The following is a 20,878-nucleotide window of genomic DNA, read 5'->3' as shown; positions in this document are numbered from 1 at the left end:
GACCTTCATGGCGGAGATCCGCACGGACGACGGCCAGGTCATCTCCGCCCGCCCCTCCGACGCGGCCCTGCTCGCACTCACGGCGGACGCGAAGGTCTACATCGACGAGACGGTCCTCGCCGACGACGGGATCGATGCGCCGGAGCCCGACGAGGATGCGGTCGCGGAGTTCCGCGAGTTCCTCGACCACGTCTCCGCGGAGGACTTCGACCCCGCCGCCGAGGCGCCGGAGCCCGAGGCCGGACCGGCGGACGAGGGCGACCATCCGGATGCCGACACGTACGGCGATGACGAGCGCTGACTGCGTACTCTGGTGCCGTCAGCCGCAGCGCGGCGGACGGCGGCTCCGCACCGAGGAGCACAGCAGCACGGAGAACGACAGAAAGGCCGGCCATTGAGCTTCCATGACGACCCCCGCTACGAAGCGGTGGGTTCTGCGCAGGCGACCCCGGAGACCCTCGCAGGACTGGAGACCTGGCGCGACCTCGCCCCTCAGCAGCAGCCCACGTATCAGGATCCCGCGGAGCTCGAGGCGGTCCTGCAGGAGCTGCGAGCCGTGCCCCCGCTCGTGTTCGCGGGTGAGGCGGACGTGCTCCGCAGCCGCATCGCAGAGGTCGCGGCCGGCCGGGCATTCATGCTGGCCGGCGGCGACTGTGCGGAGACCTTCGCGGACGCCACGGCGGACAAGATCCGCCGCCGCGTCCAGACCGTCCTGCAGATGGCTGCGGTGCTCACCTACGCCGGTTCCGTCCCGGTGGTGAAGATGGGGCGGATGGCCGGCCAGTTCGCCAAGCCCCGCTCCTCCGACACGGAGACGCGCGATGGGGTGACCCTGCCGTCCTACCGCGGCGACATCATCAACAACCACGAATTCACGCCCGAGGCCCGCCGGCACGATCCGGGCCGCCTCCTGCAGGCGTACCACACCTCGGCGTCCACCCTGAACCTCCTGCGCGCCTTCACCCAGGGCGGCTTCGCCGATCTGCGGCGCGTGCACGAGTGGAACCGGGGCTTCCTCGGCTCCAACCCCAACTACCACCGCTATGAGCAGATCGCACGGGAGATCGACCGTGCGCTGAAGTTCATGGACGCCTGCGGTGCCGACTTCGAGGCCCTGGGCACGGTCGAGTTCTTCGCCGCGCACGAGGCGCTCCTCCTCGAGTACGAACGCGCGCTCACGCGCATCGACTCCCGGACCGGCAACCCCTACGCGGTCTCCGGCCACTACCTGTGGATCGGTGAGCGCACCCGCGATCTGGACGGGGCGCACGTGGACTTCCTCTCGAAGGTCCACAACCCGATCGGCGTGAAGCTGGGTCCGAGTGCCACGAAGGACGACGTCCTCCGGCTCGTGGACAAGCTGGATCCGGAGCGCACTCCGGGCCGTCTGAGCTTCATCACGCGCATGGGCGCCGGCCAGATCCGTGAGAAGCTGCCGGCCCTCCTCGCGGAGGTGGGACACGAGGTGCCGCAGGTCGCGTGGGTCTGCGACCCCATGCACGGCAACACCATCACCTCCGGCAACGGCTTCAAGACCCGCCGCTTCGAGGACGTGGTCGAGGAGGTCGCGGGCTTCTTCGACGCGCACGCGGAGGCCGGGACGGTGCCGGGCGGTCTGCACATCGAGCTGACCGGCGACGACGTCACCGAGGTCCTGGGCGGCGGTGCCCAGATCGACGAGGAGGGCCTGCGCCGCCGGTACGAGACGCTGGTGGACCCGCGCCTCAACCACGACCAGTCGCTGGAGATGGCGTTCCAGGTGGCCGAGCTCCTCACCCGCGCCTCGCGGGCATGAGCGCGGGGCAGGCCGCTCCGGTGGCGGATCTCCGCTCGGACACGCTCACCCGCCCGTCGGAGGGCATGCGCCGGGCGATGGCGTACGCGGACGTGGGCGACGACGTGTACGCCGAGGATCCCACGGTGAATGCCCTCGAAGCCCGTGTGGCGGAGATGTTCGGACACGAGGCGGGCCTGTTCTGCCCGTCCGGCACCATGACGAACATGCTGGGCGTGGCGGCGAGCGTGCCGCGCGGCACCGAGCTCCTCGCGGAGTCCCGGGCCCACGTGCTGCGTGCCGAGGTGGGCGGCCACGCCGCACTCGCGGGCGTCACCAGCCGCACGTGGATCTCGCCGGACGGCACCCTGGACGCGGACGCCGCGATGTCGCTCGCGGAGCGGGCGAACGGATACAACCAGGTGGGCACCGCCGCGATCACCGTGGAGAACACGCACAACTTCTCCGGCGGGCGCGTCGCGGCGCTGGACGAGCTGCGCCGGCTGCGGACGCTGACCGCAGAGCGGGGGATCCGCGTCCACATGGACGGTGCGCGGGTCGCCAATGCCGTGGTGGCCTCGGGCTGCTCCTTCGCGGACCAGGGGGAGTGCGTCGACAGCCTCAGCCTGTGCATGTCCAAGGGATTGGGAGCGCCCGTGGGCAGCGTCCTCACCGGTGACGCGGAGCTCATCGGTGAGGCCCGCTACCTGCGCAAGCGCTACGGCGGCGGGATGCGGCAGGCCGGGATCCTCGCTGCCGCCGGCCACTACGCTCTCGAGCACAACGTCGACCGCCTCGCCGAGGACCACGCACGTGCGCATCTCATTGCCGCGCGGGTGGCGGAGGCGGTGCCCGGCACGTGCGATCCGGACATCGTCGAGACGAACATCGCCTTTCTCAGCACGGCGGCGCTGACGGTGGACGCGGCGGAGTTCGCTGAGCTCGCGGCCGCACGCGGAGTGCGCATCACGCCGCTGGGGGAGCAGGCCTGCAGGCTCGTCACCCACCTGGACGTGGACGACGCGGCGGCCGGGTCCGCGGCCCGGATCCTCGCGGAGCTCGCGGAGCGCACCGCGGCCTGAGGCTCCGTCGCCTACTCGTCGGCCTTCTTCTCGTCCTCGGAGTCCTTCTTGTCGGAGTCCTTCTTGTCGGACTCCTTCTCGTCTCCGGAGTCCGCCGGTGCCTCGGGCCCCTTCGAGACCCGGAGGATGATGAGGTCGTCCTCGTGCTTGAGCTCGCCCGCCTTCGGGTACTGCGAGACGACCTGGCCGGAGGCGACCTCGTCGTCGAACACGTCGTCGCGGGCCACACGGAACCCCATGCGCGCCAGCCGGCCGAAGGCGGAGTCGTAGTCGATGCCGGTGACGACCGGCACCTCGATGGGCTCGACGCCCTTGGAGACCACGAGGTCCACCGGAGTGCCCTTCGCGACGGTCTCGTCCCCGCCCACGCCCTGGCTGATGACCGTGCCCTCCTGCACGGTGTCCGAGTACTCGCGGGTGATCTTGCCCAGCACCATCCCGGAGGATTCGAGGGAGGTGCGGGCATCGGCCTCCGCGGAACCGGTGACGTCCGGCACCCGGAAGAGCTCCTCACCCTGGGACACCTGCAGCGTCACGGTCCCCCCGGGCTCCAGCTCCGTGCCTCCGGCGGGGTCCGCCCCGAGCACGAGGCCGGCGGGCACCGTGGCGCTGTAGGCCTCCTCCTGCTCCACCCTGAATCCGGCATCCTCGAGAAGGGTCACCGCCTCGGCGACGTCCTGGCCGGTCGTGACCTCCGGGACCACCGCGGTGCGGTCCTGGAGGAGGTAGATCCCGCCCGCCACGAGGCCGAGTGCCAGGACCGCGGCGACGAGGAGCCAGGCGAGCCTGCCGCGGCGGCGCGGTGAGCGCTCGTCGGCGGCCAGCAGGGTGCCGGCGGAGCCCCCGGCGGCCGCTGCGCTGGTCTCCGCGGCGGTCCTCTCCGCCTTCGCCCCGGCCGTGTCCGCGTCGTCCGCCTCGGTGTCCGCCTTCTCCGCGACAGCTGCGGCACCGGCGGGAGCGTCCGCCTCGCCGGCCTCGTCCTCGAGGTACGGGATCTCGTCCGTGGTCCGCGGCACCTCACCGGAGTCCGCGGCTGCCGCGGTGCGGATCGTCGCAGTGGGGACGAGCAGCGGACGGGTCTCGTCGAGCGCGGCGGTGGGCAGCTCCTCCGACCCGAGGTCCAGCTCGTCCGGACTCAGCTCCGCGCGGGCCTCCGCCAGCGCCTCGCGCAGCGCCGTCGCCGACTGGGGGCGCTCCTCGGGGTCGCGTGCCGTCGCCCACAGGACGAGGGCGTCGAGGCGCGGGGACAGCTCGGGGACGAGGGACGAGGGCGGAGGGACGTCGTCGTGCACGTGGCGGTAGGCGACCCGGATCGGCACCTCGTCCGTGTACGGCTGCTCGCCGGTGAGCATCTCGTAGAGCATGATGCCGACCGTGTAGAGATCGGTGCGTGCGTCGGCCCCGGTGCGGGTCACGAGCTCCGGGGCCACGTAGCCCACGGTGCCCATGAGCGTCTTCGTCGTCGTCGCGGCGCTCACCGCCCGTGCGAGGCCGAAGTCCGCGAGCTTGATCTTCCCGTCCTCGCCGAGCAGGACGTTGTCCGGCTTGAGGTCGCGGTGGATCATCCCGGCGGCGTGCACCGCCTCGAGGCCCGCGAGGACGGCATCGAGGACCACGAGGGACTGCCGGGGGGTGAGGTGGCCGCGATGGCGCAGCTCCCGGCGCAGGGTCACGTTCGGCAGGTACTCCATGACGAGGTAGACCGCGTCGCCGTCGCGCCCGGTGTCGTGGACGGCCACGAGGTTGGGGTGGATGAGCCCGGCCGCGGCGCGCGCCTCGCGCTGGAAGCGCTCCACGAAGCCGGCGTCGTCGATGAGGTGACGGTGCATGACCTTGAGCGCCACGACCCGGTCGAGACGGAGGTCCGTGCCGCGGTACACCATCGCCATGCCGCCGCGGGCGACCGGCGCGTCCACGCGGTAGCGGTCGTCCAGGGCGACCCCGATGAGGGGATCCGTGAGCGTGGTCATCGTCGCACCTCCGCGCGCAGACGTTCGGCAATGATGAGTGCGCTCGAGGCGAAGCGCGCGGTGTCCGGGTAGGGGCCGTGTGCGCGTACGGAGCGCAGCCCCTGGTAGTAGGCGCTCAGGGCCTCCCTCTCGTCCGCGGCGACGTCCGTGAGCGCGGCGAGGATGACGACCCCGGCGGTGACGTTGTCACGCGCGTCCAGCACATCGAGGCGCCGGGCGATCCTCACCGAGGCCGTCCACGCGGCGTGCGGGGTCACCTGCATGATCCCGATCGCGTTGCCGGGGCTCACCACGCCGTGGTGCCAGCCGCTCTCCAGCTGCGCCACGGCCGAGGCCAGCTGCGGGTCCACCCCGTGCTCCGCCGCGACGGTCTCGATCATGCGGCGGGCGGCCCGGCGGGAGGGGATCGCGCGGGCCGTGAGCGAGCGCTTGTTGATCCGCGCGGCGAGCACCGTCTCCTCCGGGTAGCCGTGGGCGTCCGCCGCCACGGCCGGCAGCTCGCCGAGGTCCTCGGGCCTGCGCAGGGGCCGCTGGCTCATGGCGCCGGAGCCGGAGAGGGCGAGCAGCTCGCCCTCGACGATGAGGGAGGACTCGCCCATCGCGTTGGCGCGCCGGATGTCCGCCCGCGAGCGGTGCTGCGCCGCGGCGATGGAGGCCAGCGTGTCGCCCGGGCGGACGCGCACGGCGGCGGCGCCGGACGAGGGGCGCCTCTCCGGCAGCGAGAGGATCTGTCCGGGGCGCAGCCGGGGCCTCCTGCCGAGGCCGTTGAGCTCGACGAGGGCCGGTGCCGAGACGCCGAACCGGGCGGCGACGGAGGGCAGGTCGTCGCCCTCGCGCACCCGGTAGGTGCGCCCGCCGTGGGTGACGGGGACCGACTCTCCGGCCGTGCCGGAGAGGAAGCCGGGGCCGCTGGGGATGTCGAGCGGCAGCGCCGGGGGCTGAGCGGGGGCGGGGTCCGGGCCGACGGTCGCCGTCTCGCTGAGCATCGCGGAGACCTCGAGCGGGCTCGCCTCACGCAGTGCCGTCCGGTGCCGCTGCCTGCGGCCGTGATCGGTGTGCGCGGAGGGGTCCGTCGTCGAGGTCATCTGTCCGTCCTGGTGCGGGGTCCGGGATCGCGCCGGCGGAGCCGGGATCCGTGGGTGGGAAGTCGGCATCGCGCAGACGAGTCTCCAGCGTATCCGGCACCGCCCGCGGATCCCGGGCACCGCCGCGGGCGTGTCGTCGCCTCGCAGGTTAGGGTGAAGGGGTGAACAGAACAGATGAACTCGTCGACGCCTGGCTCCCGCTCCCGGACATCGCGGAGCGCTCGGGGCTGGGCATCTCCAAGGTCCGCCGCTTCGTCGAGGAGCGCGCCGTGATCGGCCTCCGCCGGGGGGAGCGCAGCGTCTTCCAGGTGCCGGAGCTGTTCCTCGACGACGACTGCCTCCCCGTGAAGCACCTCAAGGGCACCCTTATCACGCTGCAGGACGCAGGCTTCGACGACGAGGCGGCCATCGCCTGGCTCTTCACCCCGGACGACTCGCTGCCCGGGCGCCCCATCGACCTGCTCCGCGCCGGCAACAAGACGGAGATCCGCAGGCGCGCGCAGGCCCTCGCGTTCTGAGCCGGCCGCTCGTCCGCGCGGGGCTCACGCCCTCCGGTGCGTGAGCCGGTCCGCGAACTCCCCGAGCGCGCGCAGACTCTCCGGGGCGACTCCCAGCTCGCGCAGAGCGGCGAGACCCGTCTCGGCCGCGGCGCGCTCCTCCTCGATCCGGGCCTCCATCTCCGCCGCGGCGCCGCAGGCGGTGATGAGGGCGGTCATCTCCGCGAGCTCGGCCGGGGTGAGTCCGGGAGCGCCCAGCCGGGACTCGAACCAGTCGGCCTCGGCCGGCTCCGCGCGCTCCAGCACCGCGGCGACGAGGAGCGTCTTCTTCCCCTGCACGAGGTCGTCCCCGGCGGGCTTGCCGGTCGTCTCCGGCTCCCCGAACACCCCCAGCATGTCGTCGCGCATCTGGAAGGCCCGGCCCACCGGCAGTCCGTAGGCGCGCAGGGCCCGCAGGAGCGCGGGACCGGCTCCCGCCAGCGCCGCTCCGAGCGCCAGCGGCTGGACCACGGTGTAGAGGGCGGTCTTGTGCGTGAGCACCTCGGAGGCGCGGGCGGCGAGCTCCGCACGCGGCACCGGCTGCGCCTCGAGGTCGATGTCGAGGAACTGGCCCAGCATCACGTCGCGTCGCAGGGCGTCGTGTGCCGCGCGCACCTCCGCCGTCACGGGCAGACCCGTGGTGCCGAACAGCTCCTCGCTCAGGGCCAGGCAGAGGTCGCCGGCGATGATGGCCGCCGAGGTGCCGTACAGGGCGGGATCGCCGTCCCAGCCGCCGCTCGCGTGCTCCTGCCGGAAGCGGGCGTGGACGGCGGGGGCGCCGCGGCGGGTCTCCGAGGCGTCGATGACGTCGTCGTGGACGAGCGCGGCCGCGTGGAGGAGCTCCACCGCGCCGGCCGCGGAGGCGATCGCCTCGCCGGGCGCGCCGCCGGCGAGCTCGTGCCCCCACCAGGTGAGCATGGCGCGCACCCGCTTGCCTCCGCTCGCGAACGCGCGCAGCGGCTCCATGAGGCGGTCGGCGACGGGGGAGACCTCGCGGAGCCCGGCCGCCGCGGAGTCCAGGAACGCCAGCAGGCGGGCGTCGACGGCGGTGCGGACGGCCTCGGGCGCGGTGAGCGGGCGCGCCGGTGTCACGGAGGGCGCGGCGGCAGGGCTCACGGAAGGGCCGTCCCGCCGACGGAGACGAGGAGGGCGCCGTCGGTGTTGGGATCGGCGTTGATCGTCACCGCGAGCAGCTGGCTCGCCTCGTCCGCGTGATAGGTCTGCTTCGTGATGCCGTCCGCCGAGGAGGCGTCGGCTGTCGGCTCGAAGCCCGCCTCCTCGAGGGTCTTCGCGTAGAACTTCAGCACGTCCGACTCGGACATCTCCGTGCGCATCGTGAGGTTGAGCTTCACCGCCTCGCCCTCCTCCCCGGGCTCCACGGAGGAGTAGACGATCTCCGCGTCCTCGAGGGGCTTGACAGCGGCGGGGAAGTCATCGACGAGCGCGCCGGAGGTCGTCATCGCAGCGGGCTCCGTGGGCTCCTCCGTCGCCGCGGCCTCGGTGGACCCGGCGGTCTGCTCCGCGGCTGCGGACTCCGTGCCGTCGGCGCCGGCGTCCTGCCCGGAGCCGGCGGACTCGCAGCCGGTGAGGAGCAGGACGGAGGCGACCGCGGCGGAGGCGGCGGCGCGCGTGACGATCACGGTGCGGGAAGTGCGGGCTATCATGCCCACCAGGGTACAGCGCGGGGGTGGGAGTGAGCAGGAAGCAGCTGGCGCGCGGTGGCGGCGATCTGGGACTGCTGGGGGACGACGACTCCGGCTGCGTCATCCTCCACCTCGACATGGACGCGTTCTTCGTGGCGGTGGAGCTCCTCACCCGCCCGGAGCTGCGCGGCAGGCCGGTGGTGGTGGGCGGCAGGGGCGGCCGCGGAGTCGTCGTGTCCGCGAGCTACGAGGCGCGCGAGTACGGCGTGCACGCGGCGATGCCCATCGGGCGCGCGGAGGCGCTGTGCCCCCGCGCGGTCTTCATCCCGCCCTCGCGCGGGCTCTACAGCGCCTACTCCGCACGGGTCTTCGACCTCGTCGCGGAGGTGACCGAGGACTTCGCCCAGGTGAGCGTCGACGAGGGCTACCTGGACGTCTCCTCGGCGCTGCGCCGGCTGGGCTCTCCGGCGGTCATCGCCGCCGGTCTGCGCGAGCGCATCGAGGCGGAGACCGGACTCACCGCCTCGGTGGGGGTGGCCTCGACGAAGGTCGTCGCGAAGCTGGCCTCGGCCCGGGCGAAGCCGGACGGGCTGCTGGTGGTGCCGCAGGCGCAGGTCGACGACTTCCTCCGCCCCATGCCGGTGGAGGCGCTGCCCGGAGTGGGGGCGGCCACGCTGCAGACCCTGTCCCGCTACGGCATCGCGACGATCGGGGAGCTCGCGGACGCCGAGAGGGCGTGGGCGGGCCGCGTGCTCGGCTCCCACGGGCTCATGCTCCACGACTTCTCCCACGGGATCGACCGGCGTCCCCTGCGCCACGAGGCCAAGGACCACTCGGTGAGCGCCGAACACACCTTCCCCGCGGACGTGTGGCGGATCGAGGAGCTCGAGACGGAGCTGCTCCGGCTCGCGGACACCGTCGCCGGCCGCCTGCGGGCGGACGGCTGGGCGGCGCGCGGCGCGGGGCTCAAGTACCGGCTCGGCGACTTCACCACCTTCTCCCGGTCCGTCACGCTGCCGGTGCCCACGGATCTCGCCGCGGACCTCCACCGGGCCCTACGCCCGGCGCTGCGCTCCCTGCGCGAGCAGCACTCCTCCGGCGTGCGCCTCCTCGGACTGCGCACGCACGACCTCATACCCCTCGCGGAGTCCGGCAGGCAGGGCTCCCTCTTCGACCCCGAGGCGGCCGCGCCGGAGGACGGGGGAGAGGCCTCCGCGCCCGTGGCCGGACAGGACGCGGAGCGGCGGGAGGCGCAGCTGGCCCTCGACGAGGTCCGCCGGAGGTTCGGGAAGACGGCGCTCACCCCCGCCTCGCTCCTGCGCCGGTCGCAGGAGCCGGAGTGAGGAGGACGCACCTGCGCGAGCACCTGGGGAACGCTCCGGCCGAGGCCGTTCGGAGGGAATAGACGGCCCGCCGCCGGCGTTGCTGGGGGCAGCGTGTGAAGGCGCTTCTCAGCCGGTGGGAGGTGGGCGTCCACGTGCGCACCGGGTGGGCGCGGACCCGCCCGGGCGACTATGATGGAAGCTGCCGGGAACAGCGGACGGACAAGGAGAACGCGATGGCTCTCTCAGACCATGAGCAGCAGCTTCTGGAGCAGCTCGAGAAGCAGCTGCGCAGTGAGGACCCGAGGTTCGCGAGCAGCATCGCCGACGCGCCGTCCGCCGGTGTGGGCGGCGGCCTCTCCGCCTCACGCGTGGTCGTGGGGGTCCTGGGTGTGGTGGTCGGGATCGCAGTGGCTCTCGGCGGCATCTGGGCGGGCATCTGGCCGCTGGGCATCGTGGGCTTCGTCATCATGGTGGCAGGCGGTTTCTGGGCGCTGAAGACGGACCCCGCCGCCGGTTCCGCGAAGGACGACGGCCCCGGGGGTGCCCCCCGCACCCCGCCGCGGGGCAGCGCGCCCGCGGGCGGCGGCTTCATGGACCGCATGGAGGACCGCTGGGAGCGCCGCCGCCGCGGCGAGTGAGGAACTCCCGCCCCTGAAGCTGTTCGGCCCTCCGCGCACGGCGCGGAGGGCCTTTCCCATGTGGCAGGAGCAGACGGGAGCGGCACCGGTGCCGCTCCCGTCTGCGCGGCTCACGGCCGCGGCCGCTTCCAGAGGCTGCGGGGGAGGAGCACGGCGCGGAGGCCGGCGGCGCGTCCCTGGCTGCGGCCCAGGCCGCGGCGGATCTCCCGCACCAGTGCGGACAGTTCCGCGGCGTCCGGCAGCCGTCGCGCACGGCGTGAGCCGGGAGACGCATCTGCCTCAGGAGCACCGCTCGCCTCGGCACCTGCTGCCGTGCCCACCAGCACCGGTGCCGCCGCACCGGCGTAGCGTGCGGCCTCGAGCGTGCCGACGACCTGTGCGAGGCGCTGCCGGGATTCCGCGTCCAGATCCGTGGCCAGCCGCTCCTCCTGCGCGCGCAGGGTGAGCGCACGGTCCCAGCGGAGACCGTGGTCCACCGTGAGGGCGGCGAGCTCCGTCCACGTGCCCTCGGCACGTGCGAGGTCCCCGTCCTCGCCCCCTGCACCGCTGTGCGCGCGGGAGGACGTGCCCGCGCGCCCGGTCAGCCGGAGTCTGCGCTGGACCAGCCGCAGGAGCGCCGGCACGGCCAGGAGCAGGAGAAGCACCACGACGCCCCCTGCCGCCAGCAGGCCCTGGAGCGCGGCGGGGGACAGGGCGTCCTCCTGCGCGGACTCGGCAGCTCCCTGGTCCTGGGCCTCCTCCTCGGCGGGTGCAGGCGTCTCGGCGGGAGCCTCGGTCTCCTCGTCGGCGGGGGCCTCGGTGGGTTCGGCCGTCTCCTCCGCCTCCTCGTCCTCCTGGCTCCCCTCGGACATCGCCCAGGGCGGCGGATCGCCCGCCGGTCCGCCGGGGGTGGGCTCGAAGCGGACCCAGCCCGCGCCCTCGAAGTACAGCTCCGGCCAGGCGTGGGCCTCCTGCAGGGACACGGAGTACGCGCCGTCGCCCTGCGGCGTCCCGGCGGTGAAGCCCACGCCGATCCGGGCGGGGATGCCGAGCGAGCGCGCCATCGCCGTCATCGCCCCGGAGAACTGCACGCAGTAGCCGCGGCGGTCGGCGAGGAAGTCCTCGAGCGCGTCGCCGGAGGCCTCGGCGGGGGCGTCGAGGGAGTACTCGAACTCGCCGCTGCGGAACCAGTCCTGCAGGGCGACCGCCGCCTCCCACTGGTTCGCCGCTCCTGCGGTCACCTCGTCGGCGGTGTCCGTCACGACCGCGGGGAGATCGTCCGGCAGCGCCAGTTCGGTCTCGAAGTCCTCGACGTCCACGGGAGCCGCCGCCGCGAGCTGCTCCGCGGTGGGTTCGGCGGAGAGGTAGTCCACCTCGTACTCCGCGTCCGTCGTGAGGACGCCGTTGCCCACGACGGTGAGCGTCTTCGGATCGTAGATCCAGCGGCGCTCCAGCCCGCTCACGGACGCCGGGGCGTAGGGGGCGGGGAGGTGCTGGCCGTCGAGGCCCACCACCCGCACCTGCGCCGTGCGCTCCTGAGTGGGGGTGTCCGAAGCCAGCCCCGGCGGTCGCGGCAGGCCGTCCGCGGCCACGGCGAACGGGTCGATGTCGAACGGCTCCGGGGCCCAGGTGCTGCCGTCGAACACGCTCACGCTCGTGAGCCGCACCGGCGGGGCGAGCGGATCGTCCGTGGTGTACTCGAGGACGGGACCCTCCTCCGTCTGGGAGAGGTCGTTGCGCAGGTCGAGGAACGGATTCACGACGCTGATGTCCTGCGACTGGCTGAGCGGGCGGTCCGGCCGGTGCGCCACCGGCGGCAGCACCAGCGGCAGCGCCGCACCCAGTGCGAGTGCGAGCGCGCCTGCGATCACGGAGTAGGCGGCGGCGCGGCGTACGGACGTGCTGAGGTACCGCGAGAGCATGAGGAGCAGGAACGCCGCGGCGACGGAGGCGAAGTGGTACCAGCGCAGCTGGGCGTCCGCCAGCAGCACGGGGATGATCCAGACGAGGAGCAGGAGGATGCCGCCCACCTTGGGCGCACGCAGATCGCTCACGAGTCCGTCGACGAGGATCGTGATGAGCCCGAAGCCCACCACGAGGATCGCGGTGAAGCCGGGCGTGGACGGTGCGGGTGCGGTCGTCGCGTAGATGTCGTCGACGCCCTGCCCCAGCTGTCCGAACAGCTCCATGACGGCGGCCGGTGTGGGGACGCCGAACGGCATCGCGGCCGGGACCGCCAGGTACAGGGAGAGGACCCCGGCGAGCAGGAACTGCACCAGGACGGCGGAGCCGGTGGCCCGGATGGCGGAGACGGAGCGCAGCAGCGCACCGGCCACGGCGATCACGACGATCATGACGGCGGTGGGGACGAGCCAGCTCCAGTCCGCGAAGACGGCGCTGAGGCTCAGCGCCGCGAGCAGCATGGCGGCCGTGGTGCAGCCGGCGAGCACCCACGGCGAGGGTTCGGCATCCTGCGCGTGCGCCGGTGGGCCGGTGGTGGGGGCGGAGGCGCCGGCCGTGGTCCGGGGAGGGGTCTGCGTGCTCATCGGATCGCTCCGTTCCTCCACTGGGCGGGGAGAGTGAGCTCTCCGCCGAACAGTGCGGTCTCCAGGCTCACCGGGATCTCGCCGAGCTCCTCGACGACGAACAGTGAGCGCGGCATGTTCCCGGGCAGCTCGCCGGCCAGCGCCTCCGCGCGCGCCGAGCTCAGTGTGCAGATCGAGGCGTGGCGCGTGCCCGGGGGCAGCACGGGCACGCCCGGCACCTCCGCGCCGGCCGGGTGGTGTGCGGACGCGAGCCGCACCGAATCCCGCCCTCTGGCCCCCTCGGCCCGGACGAGGGCGGGGCCGGAGGCCAGCAGCACGGCCACGCCGTCGCCGAGGTGGTGGAGTGCGACCGCGGCGGCGGCGGTCACTGCGATGTCCGCTCCGTGCCCGCTGGGATCCGCCCCCAGCGTGTCGAGGAGGACCAGGGCGGAGGGATGCTCCTCATGGGCGTGCTCGCGGATCATGAGGGTGCCGTAGCGGGCGGTCGAGGCCCAGTGGATGTGGCGCACGTCGTCGCCGGGGGAGTACTCCCGCGTGTGGAAGTCGAGGGTCGAGGTGCCCCGGTGCAGCCGGTCGGAGTCGGACTGGTCCGCGCTGGTCCGGGTGCGTGAGCGGACGGGCAGGTGCTGATCCGGCACAGCCACCGCGACGGGGAGCGCCGCACGCGCATCGCGCGTGAGCGCGACGAGGCCGAAGGGTCCCTCCAGCCTCAGCCGGGTGCCGGCGATCCCGCTCGTGCCGCGACGGGTGGGCACCGCCGTCACCGGCAGCACGACGTCCGCGCGGGCGGCCAGTCCGGGGACCGTGAGCGTGCGCGCGGGTCCGAACCCGTCCTCGGGGGTGAGCTGGAGCGAGAAGGAGCCCACCGGCAGCGGTGTGCGATTGGACACGTGCGCGTCGAAGCGCGCCTGTGCGCCCACCGCCGTGAGGTTCTCTCCCTCGACGCGGCGCATGCGCGGCACGAGCTCGACGCCGAGACGCGCGGCGGTGAGCCCGGCGATGAGGCCGGAGACCACGACGAGGCCCACGAGCAGGATCGCCACGGGCAGCATTCCGGGCAGCGCGAAGCGGTAGGCAGCGACGGCGAGCGCGGCGCCCAGCAGGAGGAAGACGAGGCCGGAGGCGGTGGGACGCATCAGCGTCCCGCGACCGGCACCCGGCGCAGCACGTCCGCCGCGAGAGAGGCGGCCAGCTGGGGATCGTCGCCCTCGCGGGGGACGATCCGGTGGCTGAGCACGTCCACGGCGAGCTGCTGCACGTCGTCCGGTGTGACGTAGGCGCGGCCGGCCAGGACCGCGAGGACCTTGGAGGTGCGGAGGAGGTGGACGCCCGCACGCGGGGACGCCCCCAGGGCGATCGAGGGGTCCTTCCGGGTCGCGTCCATGAGCGCGACGATGTAGTCGCGCAGCTCCCGCGTGGCCTCCACGTGCCGGATGAGGTCGCGCGCGTGGGTGACCTCCTGCAGCGTGGTGACGGCCGGCGTGGAGGCGAGCGGGTCGGACTCGACGTGGTGGTCGAGCATCGCCGCCTCCGCCTCCGCCGAGGGGTAGCCGAGGGAGATGCGGGCCGTGAAGCGGTCCCGCTGCGCCTCCGGCAGGGCGTAGGTGCCCTCCATGTCCACGGGGTTCTGCGTCGCGACGACCATGAACGGCTGCGGCATGCGGTAGGTCGTGCCGTCCACGCTCACCTGGTTCTCCGCCATGCACTCGAGCATGGCGGACTGGGTCTTGGGGGAGGCGCGGTTGATCTCGTCCGCGATGACGACGTTGGCGAAGACGGGTCCGGGCCGGAACTCGAACGCCTGCTTCTCCTGGTTGAACATGTTCACACCCACCACGTCGGAGGGCAGCAGGTCCGGTGTGAACTGCACGCGGCGCACGCTGCCGCCCACGGCGCGGCCCAGCGCCTTGGCGAGCAGGGTCTTGCCCACGCCCGGCACGTCCTCGAGCAGCAGGTGCCCGCCGGAGAAGAGGGTGAGGAGCGCGGTGCGGACTGCGTGGTCCTTGCCGTCGAGCACCTTGTTCATGGCGGTGCGCGCCTGCTGGGCGATGGACTGGATGTGCGTGATGTGTTCACTGCCGAGCGCGGTCATGCGCCCCATTGTCGCGCACTCGACCGATGCGCTCCACCTGTGATCCGCGACCCGGCTCCCCACTCGCCTCCCCACCCGCCTCCACCGCCTCCTCCACCTTCCTCCCCACGGCCCTCCCCACTCACCTCCCCACTTCCCTCCACTGCCGCCTCCACCTGCCTCCCCGGCGGCGTCCGCAGTGCGCTCCTCATCGGGGGAGACGGGCATACCCCCAGGTGAGAAGCCTGCGGGGAGGTCGGGGCGCGCAGCGGCCGAGGATGCGGCGGCGGCGCGGACCCTCCCGGGTGACGCGCCGACGGAAGGTGTTCAGGGAAATCGCATCCACTTTCCTCCACCTATCTGACCTGCGGAAATATTCTTCTGCTGGTCATCTATGGGGTGAGTAGGTCAAACTGTGGAGGTCAGTGGAGTACAGTGGGAGCCATCGGAGCCCCCAGGGGATCCGAGAGGGGTGAGACACCGTGTTCCTCGGCACGCACATGCAGCGTCTGGACGACAAGGGCCGTCTCATCCTTCCCGCGAAGTTCCGCGACGAGCTCGAGTCCGGCCTGGTGCTCACGCGCGGACAGGAGAGATGCCTGTCCGTGTTCTCCATGCAGGAGTTCGAGAGCGTGCACGAGCAGATGCGGGCGGCGCCCATGACGAGCAAGGAGGCACGCGACTACCTGCGTGTCTTCCTCTCCGGGGCGTCGGCCGAGACTCCGGACAAGCAGAGCCGGATCACTGTTCCGCTCACGCTCCGGCAGTACGCCGGACTCGACCGCGACGTCGCCGTGATCGGCATGGGCAACCGTGCCGAGATCTGGGACGCCCCCACGTGGGAGGCGTACCTGGCGGAGACGGAGCAGGGCTTCGCGGACAGAGCGGACGAGGTGATCCCTGGGGTCATCTGAGTCCTCGGCGCTGGATCGAGATCCTCGCCCGCCCGGACTGCGGGGCACTTCCCCGGTTCCGCAGTCGCACACGGGTCCTGACGCGCTTCCCCGGCGCCAGGGCCAGGCGGGCGGGGTTCTGGACCCAGCGCCGCGGTGCTCTCCCCGCAGCGGGAGCCGCACAGGCAGCTGAGCAGGCAAGAGGGACGCATGAGTACGTGGACCGCCGCCTCCGGGCACGGCGGTCGGACCCGCTGGAGGAGGAGCCGTGGAACAGTTCGCACACACTCCGGTGCTGCTGGAGCGCTGCGTGGAACTCGTGGGCGTGGGCGTGGAGGCCGCGCGGGCGGCCGGATCCGTGCCGGTCGTCGTCGACGGCACCCTGGGCATGGGCGGCCACACCGAGGGCATCCTCGCCGCGTTCCCAGATGCGCGGGTGATCGGCCTCGACCGCGACCAGGAGGCGCTGAGCCGGGCGCGGGCCCGGCTGGAGCCGTTCGGCGAGAGGTTCACCGGCGTCCACGCGGTCGACGACGAGCTCGAGGAGGTCCTCGCGCACCTCGGTCTCTCGGAGATCAGCTCGATCCTCCTCGACCTGGGGGTCTCCTCCCTGCAGCTGGACGAGGACGAGCGCGGCTTCTCCTACTCGCGCCCCGCGCCCCTGGACATGCGCATGGACCAGTCCGCGGGCCTCACCGCGGCGGAGGTGCTCAACACCTATCCGGAGGCGGAGATCGCACGGATCCTCCGCGAGTACGGGGAGGAGCGTGAGGCGAGGCGGATCGCCCGCGCCGTCGTCGCGGACCGTGAGGAGCGTCCCTGGGAGACCTCGGACCAGCTCGCCGGCCTGCTCGAACGGGTGGTGGGGGACGGTCCGGGCGGCCGGCGGAAGGGCGGCGCCGCACAGCGGAAGCGCTCCCACCCGGCCAAGCGCACCTTCCAGGCCCTGCGGATCGAGGTGAATCGGGAGCTCGACTCGCTCTCGACCGCACTGCCGGCGGCGCTGTCCGCCCTCCACGTGGGCGGCACCGCCGTCGTGGAGTCCTACCAGTCCCTCGAGGACGTCATCGTCAAGCGGGTGTTCGCCGCGGGCCTCACCGATCAGGCGCCGCCGGAGCTGCCGGTGGTGCCCGAGGAGATGCGCGCCTGGCTCGCACCGCTGACCCGGGGCGCGGAGAAGGCCGACGCCGCGGAGATCGAGCGGAACCCGCGCTCGGCCAGCGTACGGCTGCGCGCGGTGCAGAAGATCGGATCCACACCGGCGCCCGCGCGGGCGGCCGGAGGAAGGGGGCGGCGATGAGCACCGCCGAGTCCTGGAGCACGGCCCCGGCGCATCCGGCGCCCGAACGCTTCGTCCGGCGCACCGCGCGCCGGCTCTCCCTCGTCCTTCCCCAGGTGTCCCGCCCGCGGATCCCGGTGGTGGTCTGGGGGGCGCTGATCGTGCTGGTGGGCGTCGTCCTCATCCTGGTCGGCAATATCATCGTCTCCCACACGACATTCAAGGTGGAGAGCCTCACCCAGCAGCAGGAGGCGCTCCAGGAGGAGCGCGACCGCCTCGTGGAGGACATCTCCTACCGGGAGAGCCCGCAGAACGTGGCCGAGACCGCGGAGGAGCGCGGCCTCGTGCGCGATCAGTCCCCGGCGTTCCTCGACGAGCGGACGGGTGAGATCACGCACACCGAACCGGGGCCCGCCGCGGATCCGGAGCGGGAAGTTCCTGAGAGGATCCCCGGTCCGCGCGCCGATGCGCGCGAAGACGTCAAGCCCAACCTACGCTCGGACGAGCGGCTGCCCGTGGTGGGCGGCGGCGAGCGGGAGTTCGTCGCGCCGGGGCAGGAGGAGCCGCAGCGATGAGCCTGCGGCCCGCGGACGGGCCGCGCAGATGACAGCAGTGCCGGGAGCGAGGGGGAACGATGCCGAGAACGACGGCCGCACGCACGAAGTGGCGCCTCTCCGCCGCCGGACGGCTCCGCTTCGTGGCCGGGCTCGCCGTGATCGTCCTCCTCGTCGTGGTGGGCAACCTCGTCGCGATCCAGGGCATCGACACCAAGCAGGCCGCGGCGAAGGCCCTGTCCGGGCGCCTCGTCACCGTCGCGCTGCCGGCGGACCGGGGGGAGATCCAGGCCTCCGACGGCACGCTGCTCGCGGGCAACGCGGCACGCTACCGGCTCGTCGTGGATCAGCAGAACGTCCAGCAGTACGAGCGGACCCCCGCGGGTGCGGACGAGGACGCGGAGCCGGAGCTCGTGGGGGCCTGGGGGGCTGCGCAGGATCTCGCGAAGGTGCTGGACACGGACGCCGGCCTGCTCTTCCCCGAACTCGACGGCGAGGCCCGCTGGAACGTGGTGGCGACCGGCCTCACGAGTGAGGTGCGGGCGCAGATCGAGGAGCTGGGCATCACCGGCATCTCCTTCGAGGAGTACACCATCCGCTCCTACCCGGCCGGCGGCGTCGCCGGCAGCCTCGTGGGCTTCGTCGGCTCCGACGGCGCCGCACTCGCCGGCCTCGAGCTGTCCTACGACGAGATGCTCCGCGGCCGCGACGGCGAGCAGCAGTACGAGAGGGGCGCCCGCGGCGAACGCATCCCGCTGGGCGACAACAGCACCACCCCGGCCGTCGACGGCACCGGGATCAGGCTCACCATCGACTCCACGATCCACCACTACGCGCAGGAGGCGATCGCCTCCGCCGTCAAGGAGCACAAGGCGGAATGGGGCACCGTCGTCATCACGGAGGTGGGCACCGGCAGGATCCTCGCCGCCGCGGAGGCGCCCAGCGTGGACCCCAACAACCCCGGCGGCGCGGATGCCCCGGACCGCGGCTCCCGGGTGTTCAGCGCGGCGTTCGAGCCGGGCTCCACCTCCAAGATGGTCACGGTGGCCGGACTGCTCGAGGAGGGCCTGGCCACCCCCGAGGACGAGTTCGTGGTCCCGGACACGTGGAAGGCCGCCAACGGCGAGGAGTTCCGCGACTCGAGCCCCCACGAGGACGAGAACCTCACCCTCGCAGGCATCCTCGCGCAGTCCTCGAACACCGGCACGCTCATGGCCGGGGAGGCCCTCACACCGCAGCAGCGCCACGACTACCTCGAGCGCTTCGGGTTCGGGCAGAGCTCCGGCATCCCCTTCCCGGGGGAGAACTCCGGCATCCTGCACCCCGTCGAGGACTGGGACGGCCGCACCGCCTACACCGTGATGTTCGGCCAGGGCGTGTCCGCCAACGCCATCCAGACGACCTCCGCGATGGCCGCGGTGGCCAACGGCGGGGTCATGGCCGCCCCGCGCCTCGTCGACGGCACGGTGGACTCCTCGGGCCGGGTCGTCCCGACGGAGCGCCGGGAGGACCGGCGCGTGGTGTCCGAGGAGACCGCCGCGAGCGTCCTGGACATGCTCGAGCACGTGGTCGTCGACGGCACCGCCGGCAATGCGGAGATCGGCGGCTACCGCGCGGCCGGCAAGACCGGTACGGCGCAGGCGCCCTCGGACTCCGGCGGCTACGATGGCTACACGTCCTCGTTCGTGGGCGTCGCGCCCGTGGACGACCCGAGGATCGCGGTCTCCGTGACGCTGCAGCGCCCCCAGGAGGGGTACTACGGCGGCACCTCCGCAGCCCCGGTGTTCTCCGACGTGGCCGGGTTCACCTTGCGCCACCTCCACGTGCCGCCCTCGACGGGTTCCCCCTCCGACACCCCGGTGGAGTGGGAGGACTGACCCCGCCGCCCGGCAGCCTGCGACCCGACCGGCCGCAGTACCCTGCCCCCTCCGACCGATCCACAAGACCGTAAGGACACGATGAGACTCTCCCACCTGCGACTCCCGCCCGCCGCCAGACTGCTGGGGCAGGGCGACCCCGAGCTCGTCGGAGTCTCCCACGACTCGCGGACCGCCGGCCCCGGCGACCTCTGGGCCGCGCTGCCCGGTGCCCGGGTCCACGGCGCGGAGTTCGCGGCCGAGGTGCTGGCACGGGGTGTGCCCGCGGTGCTCACGGACGAGGCCGGACTCGCACGGATCCGCTCGCTGAGCGCGGAGCGGCTGGCCTCCGGCGACGTCACCGTGCTCGTCGTCGAGAACCCGCGGTCAGTGCTGGGCGGACTCGCCGCCCAGGTCTACGGGACGGACGCGCACCCGGACTCGCCGCTGCTCCTGGGGGTGACCGGCACCAACGGCAAGACCACGACCGTCTTCATCCTCGACGCCCTCCTGCGCGCCCTCGGCCGCACCACCGGCCTCATCGGCACCGTCGCGACGGAGGTCGCCGGGGTGTCCGTGCCGAGCGTGCGCACCACGCCGGAGGCGCCGGAGCTGCACAGCCTCTTCGCGCAGATGCGGGCCGCCGGCGTCCAGGCCTGCTCGATGGAGGTCTCCTCCCATGCGCTCGCGCAGCACCGGGTGGACGGGGCCCGCTTCGCCGTGGCCGGTTTCACCAACCTCAGCCAGGACCATCTGGACTTCCACCCCACGATGGAGGACTACTTCTCCGCCAAGGCGCGGCTGTTCACCCCCGCGCACTCCCGGGCCGGCGTGGTCGTCGTCGAGGACGAGTGGGGTGCGCGCATGGCCCGGGCCGCCGAGGTCCCCGTCGCCACCCTGTCCGACGACCCAGGCGTCTCCCCGGACCACCTCGTGCTGCGGGGGGAGGCACCGGGGGAGTTCGAACTCCGCCTCGCGGACGGCTCCCGGCTGCGCGCCCGTGCGCCCCTGCCCGGGGCATTCAACGTGACGAACACCGCACTCGCCCTGGCGATGCTGCACGCGGCGGGTGTGGGCACCGAGGAGCTGGCCTCGGCGGCCTCCGGTCTCACGGTCACCGTCCCCGGCCGGATGGAGCAGGTGAGTCCGGCCCACCCGCTCGCGGTCGTCGACTACTCGCACACCCCGGACGCGCTCGACAAGGTGCTCACCGGGCTCCAGGACACGGGCAGCCCGCTGGTCGTGGTGGTGGGCGCCGGGGGCGACCGCGACAGCGGCAAGCGCCCGCTCATGGGCCGCGTGGCCGCACAGCGGGCGGACGCGGTGATCGTCACGGACGACAACCCGCGCTCCGAGGATCCCGCGGCGATCCGCGCGGCCGTCCTCGCCGGCGCCCGCGAGGCGCTCGCGGACGGCAGCGCCCGGGTGCGTCCCGAGGCTATCCGCGAATGCGCCCCGCGGGGCGCGGCGATCGACCTGGCCGTCTCCCTCGCCGGCGCTGAGGGGACCCTGCTGGTGGCCGGGAAGGGCCACGAGACGGGCCAGGAGATCGCCGGCACCGTCCACCCGTTCGACGACCGCGCGAGGACACGCGACGCCCTCGCCTCAGCGGGCCTGGGCAGCGCCCACGGTAGAGTTCAGGATTGA

The 20,878-nt window shown here is 73.2% G+C and carries 18 protein-coding genes; 11 read left to right on the top strand and 7 right to left on the bottom strand.

All coding sequences use genetic code 11. The features are described from left to right. The 3 genes from ABD240_RS16535 to ABD240_RS16525 all read left to right on the top strand — a co-directional run. Positions 1-301: bifunctional nuclease domain-containing protein (locus ABD240_RS16535; protein ID WP_344338646.1), on the top strand; the 301-nt coding region annotated here is incomplete at its 5' end. 93 nt (positions 302-394) lie between these two features. Beyond that, positions 395-1,795: a class II 3-deoxy-7-phosphoheptulonate synthase gene (locus tag ABD240_RS16530; RefSeq protein WP_291797604.1), complete on the top strand. Its 1,401-nt coding sequence runs from the start codon at positions 395-397 to the stop codon at positions 1,793-1,795. Next, the gene (locus ABD240_RS16525) at positions 1,792-2,856 is read left to right on the top strand and encodes a threonine aldolase family protein (RefSeq protein ID WP_344338643.1); all 1,065 of its coding nucleotides are present in this window, start codon (positions 1,792-1,794) and stop codon (positions 2,854-2,856) included. The genes ABD240_RS16530 and ABD240_RS16525 overlap by 4 nt, the downstream gene beginning before the upstream one ends. 11 nt (positions 2,857-2,867) lie before the next feature. Here the strand turns inward: ABD240_RS16525 and pknB are convergent, their stop codons facing one another. Together pknB and ABD240_RS16515 are read right to left on the bottom strand one after the other, a co-directional pair. Then, the gene (pknB, locus tag ABD240_RS16520; protein WP_344338641.1) at positions 2,868-4,826 is read right to left on the bottom strand and encodes a Stk1 family PASTA domain-containing Ser/Thr kinase; all 1,959 of its coding nucleotides are present in this window, start codon (positions 4,824-4,826) and stop codon (positions 2,868-2,870) included. Then, complete coding sequence (locus tag ABD240_RS16515; protein WP_344338638.1) at positions 4,823-5,911, bottom strand: LysM peptidoglycan-binding domain-containing protein; 1,089 nt, start codon at positions 5,909-5,911, stop codon at positions 4,823-4,825. The genes pknB and ABD240_RS16515 overlap by 4 nt, the downstream gene beginning before the upstream one ends. A gap of 161 nt (positions 5,912-6,072) precedes the next feature. Between ABD240_RS16515 and ABD240_RS16510 the strand changes: the two genes are divergently transcribed. After that, positions 6,073-6,429 (top strand): Rv2175c family DNA-binding protein, encoded by a 357-nt coding sequence (locus tag ABD240_RS16510; protein ID WP_291794741.1) that lies wholly within the window; start codon positions 6,073-6,075, stop codon positions 6,427-6,429. 24 nt (positions 6,430-6,453) lie between these two features. On the opposite strand, the gene ABD240_RS16505 is transcribed toward ABD240_RS16510, so the two are convergent. Together ABD240_RS16505 and ABD240_RS16500 are read right to left on the bottom strand one after the other, a co-directional pair. Continuing rightward, the gene (locus tag ABD240_RS16505; protein WP_291794740.1) at positions 6,454-7,563 is read right to left on the bottom strand and encodes a polyprenyl synthetase family protein; all 1,110 of its coding nucleotides are present in this window, start codon (positions 7,561-7,563) and stop codon (positions 6,454-6,456) included. Next, positions 7,560-8,111, bottom strand: a complete 552-nt coding sequence (locus ABD240_RS16500; RefSeq protein ID WP_344338634.1) for a hypothetical protein — start codon at positions 8,109-8,111, stop codon at positions 7,560-7,562. Before ABD240_RS16500 ends, ABD240_RS16505 begins: the two co-directional genes overlap by 4 nt. A gap of 29 nt (positions 8,112-8,140) precedes the next feature. Between ABD240_RS16500 and dinB the strand changes: the two genes are divergently transcribed. Beyond that, on the top strand, positions 8,141-9,433 hold the full coding sequence (gene dinB / locus ABD240_RS16495; RefSeq protein WP_344338632.1) for a DNA polymerase IV: 1,293 nt from the start codon (positions 8,141-8,143) through the stop codon (positions 9,431-9,433). A gap of 215 nt (positions 9,434-9,648) precedes the next feature. Next, positions 9,649-10,053 carry a DUF3040 domain-containing protein gene (locus tag ABD240_RS16490; RefSeq protein ID WP_344338630.1) on the top strand — a complete coding sequence of 135 codons (405 nt, stop codon included), beginning with the start codon at positions 9,649-9,651 and terminating at the stop codon, positions 10,051-10,053. 110 nt (positions 10,054-10,163) lie between these two features. Here ABD240_RS16490 and ABD240_RS16485 read toward each other — a convergent pair whose 3' ends face one another. From ABD240_RS16485 to ABD240_RS16475, 3 genes are read right to left on the bottom strand one after another with little or no spacing between them, the layout of a single operon-like run. Then, a complete protein-coding gene (locus ABD240_RS16485; protein ID WP_344338628.1) occupies positions 10,164-12,578 on the bottom strand; it encodes a transglutaminase TgpA family protein in 2,415 nt (804 codons plus the stop codon). Then, entirely contained in the window at positions 12,575-13,714 is a 1,140-nt protein-coding gene (locus tag ABD240_RS16480) for a DUF58 domain-containing protein (protein WP_344338626.1), read from the bottom strand. The genes ABD240_RS16485 and ABD240_RS16480 overlap by 4 nt, the downstream gene beginning before the upstream one ends. Beyond that, complete coding sequence (locus ABD240_RS16475) at positions 13,714-14,670, bottom strand: AAA family ATPase (protein WP_291795759.1); 957 nt, start codon at positions 14,668-14,670, stop codon at positions 13,714-13,716. The genes ABD240_RS16480 and ABD240_RS16475 overlap by 1 nt, the downstream gene beginning before the upstream one ends. A gap of 461 nt (positions 14,671-15,131) precedes the next feature. Here ABD240_RS16475 and mraZ point away from each other — a divergent pair, with 461 nt between their 5' ends. From mraZ to ABD240_RS16450, 5 genes are all read left to right on the top strand, one after another. Next, positions 15,132-15,563: a division/cell wall cluster transcriptional repressor MraZ gene (gene mraZ, locus ABD240_RS16470; RefSeq protein WP_291793959.1), complete on the top strand. Its 432-nt coding sequence runs from the start codon at positions 15,132-15,134 to the stop codon at positions 15,561-15,563. A 247-nt stretch (positions 15,564-15,810) separates the two neighbouring features. Further along, entirely contained in the window at positions 15,811-16,842 is a 1,032-nt protein-coding gene (rsmH, locus tag ABD240_RS16465; protein WP_291793954.1) for a 16S rRNA (cytosine(1402)-N(4))-methyltransferase RsmH, read from the top strand. Next, positions 16,839-17,396: a cell division protein FtsL gene (gene ftsL / locus ABD240_RS16460; RefSeq protein ID WP_291793951.1), complete on the top strand. Its 558-nt coding sequence runs from the start codon at positions 16,839-16,841 to the stop codon at positions 17,394-17,396. Before rsmH ends, ftsL begins: the two co-directional genes overlap by 4 nt. Positions 17,397-17,455: 59 nt before the next feature. Next, the gene (locus ABD240_RS16455; protein WP_344338621.1) at positions 17,456-19,252 is read left to right on the top strand and encodes a peptidoglycan D,D-transpeptidase FtsI family protein; all 1,797 of its coding nucleotides are present in this window, start codon (positions 17,456-17,458) and stop codon (positions 19,250-19,252) included. A gap of 81 nt (positions 19,253-19,333) precedes the next feature. Further along, the gene (locus tag ABD240_RS16450; protein ID WP_291794800.1) at positions 19,334-20,878 is read left to right on the top strand and encodes a UDP-N-acetylmuramoyl-L-alanyl-D-glutamate--2,6-diaminopimelate ligase; all 1,545 of its coding nucleotides are present in this window, start codon (positions 19,334-19,336) and stop codon (positions 20,876-20,878) included.

Origin of the sequence: Brevibacterium salitolerans, from assembly GCF_039531405.1 — a bacterium.
Lineage (GTDB): Bacteria > Actinomycetota > Actinomycetes > Actinomycetales > Brevibacteriaceae > Brevibacterium > Brevibacterium salitolerans.
This window is presented reverse-complemented; position numbering and strand designations above follow the sequence as displayed.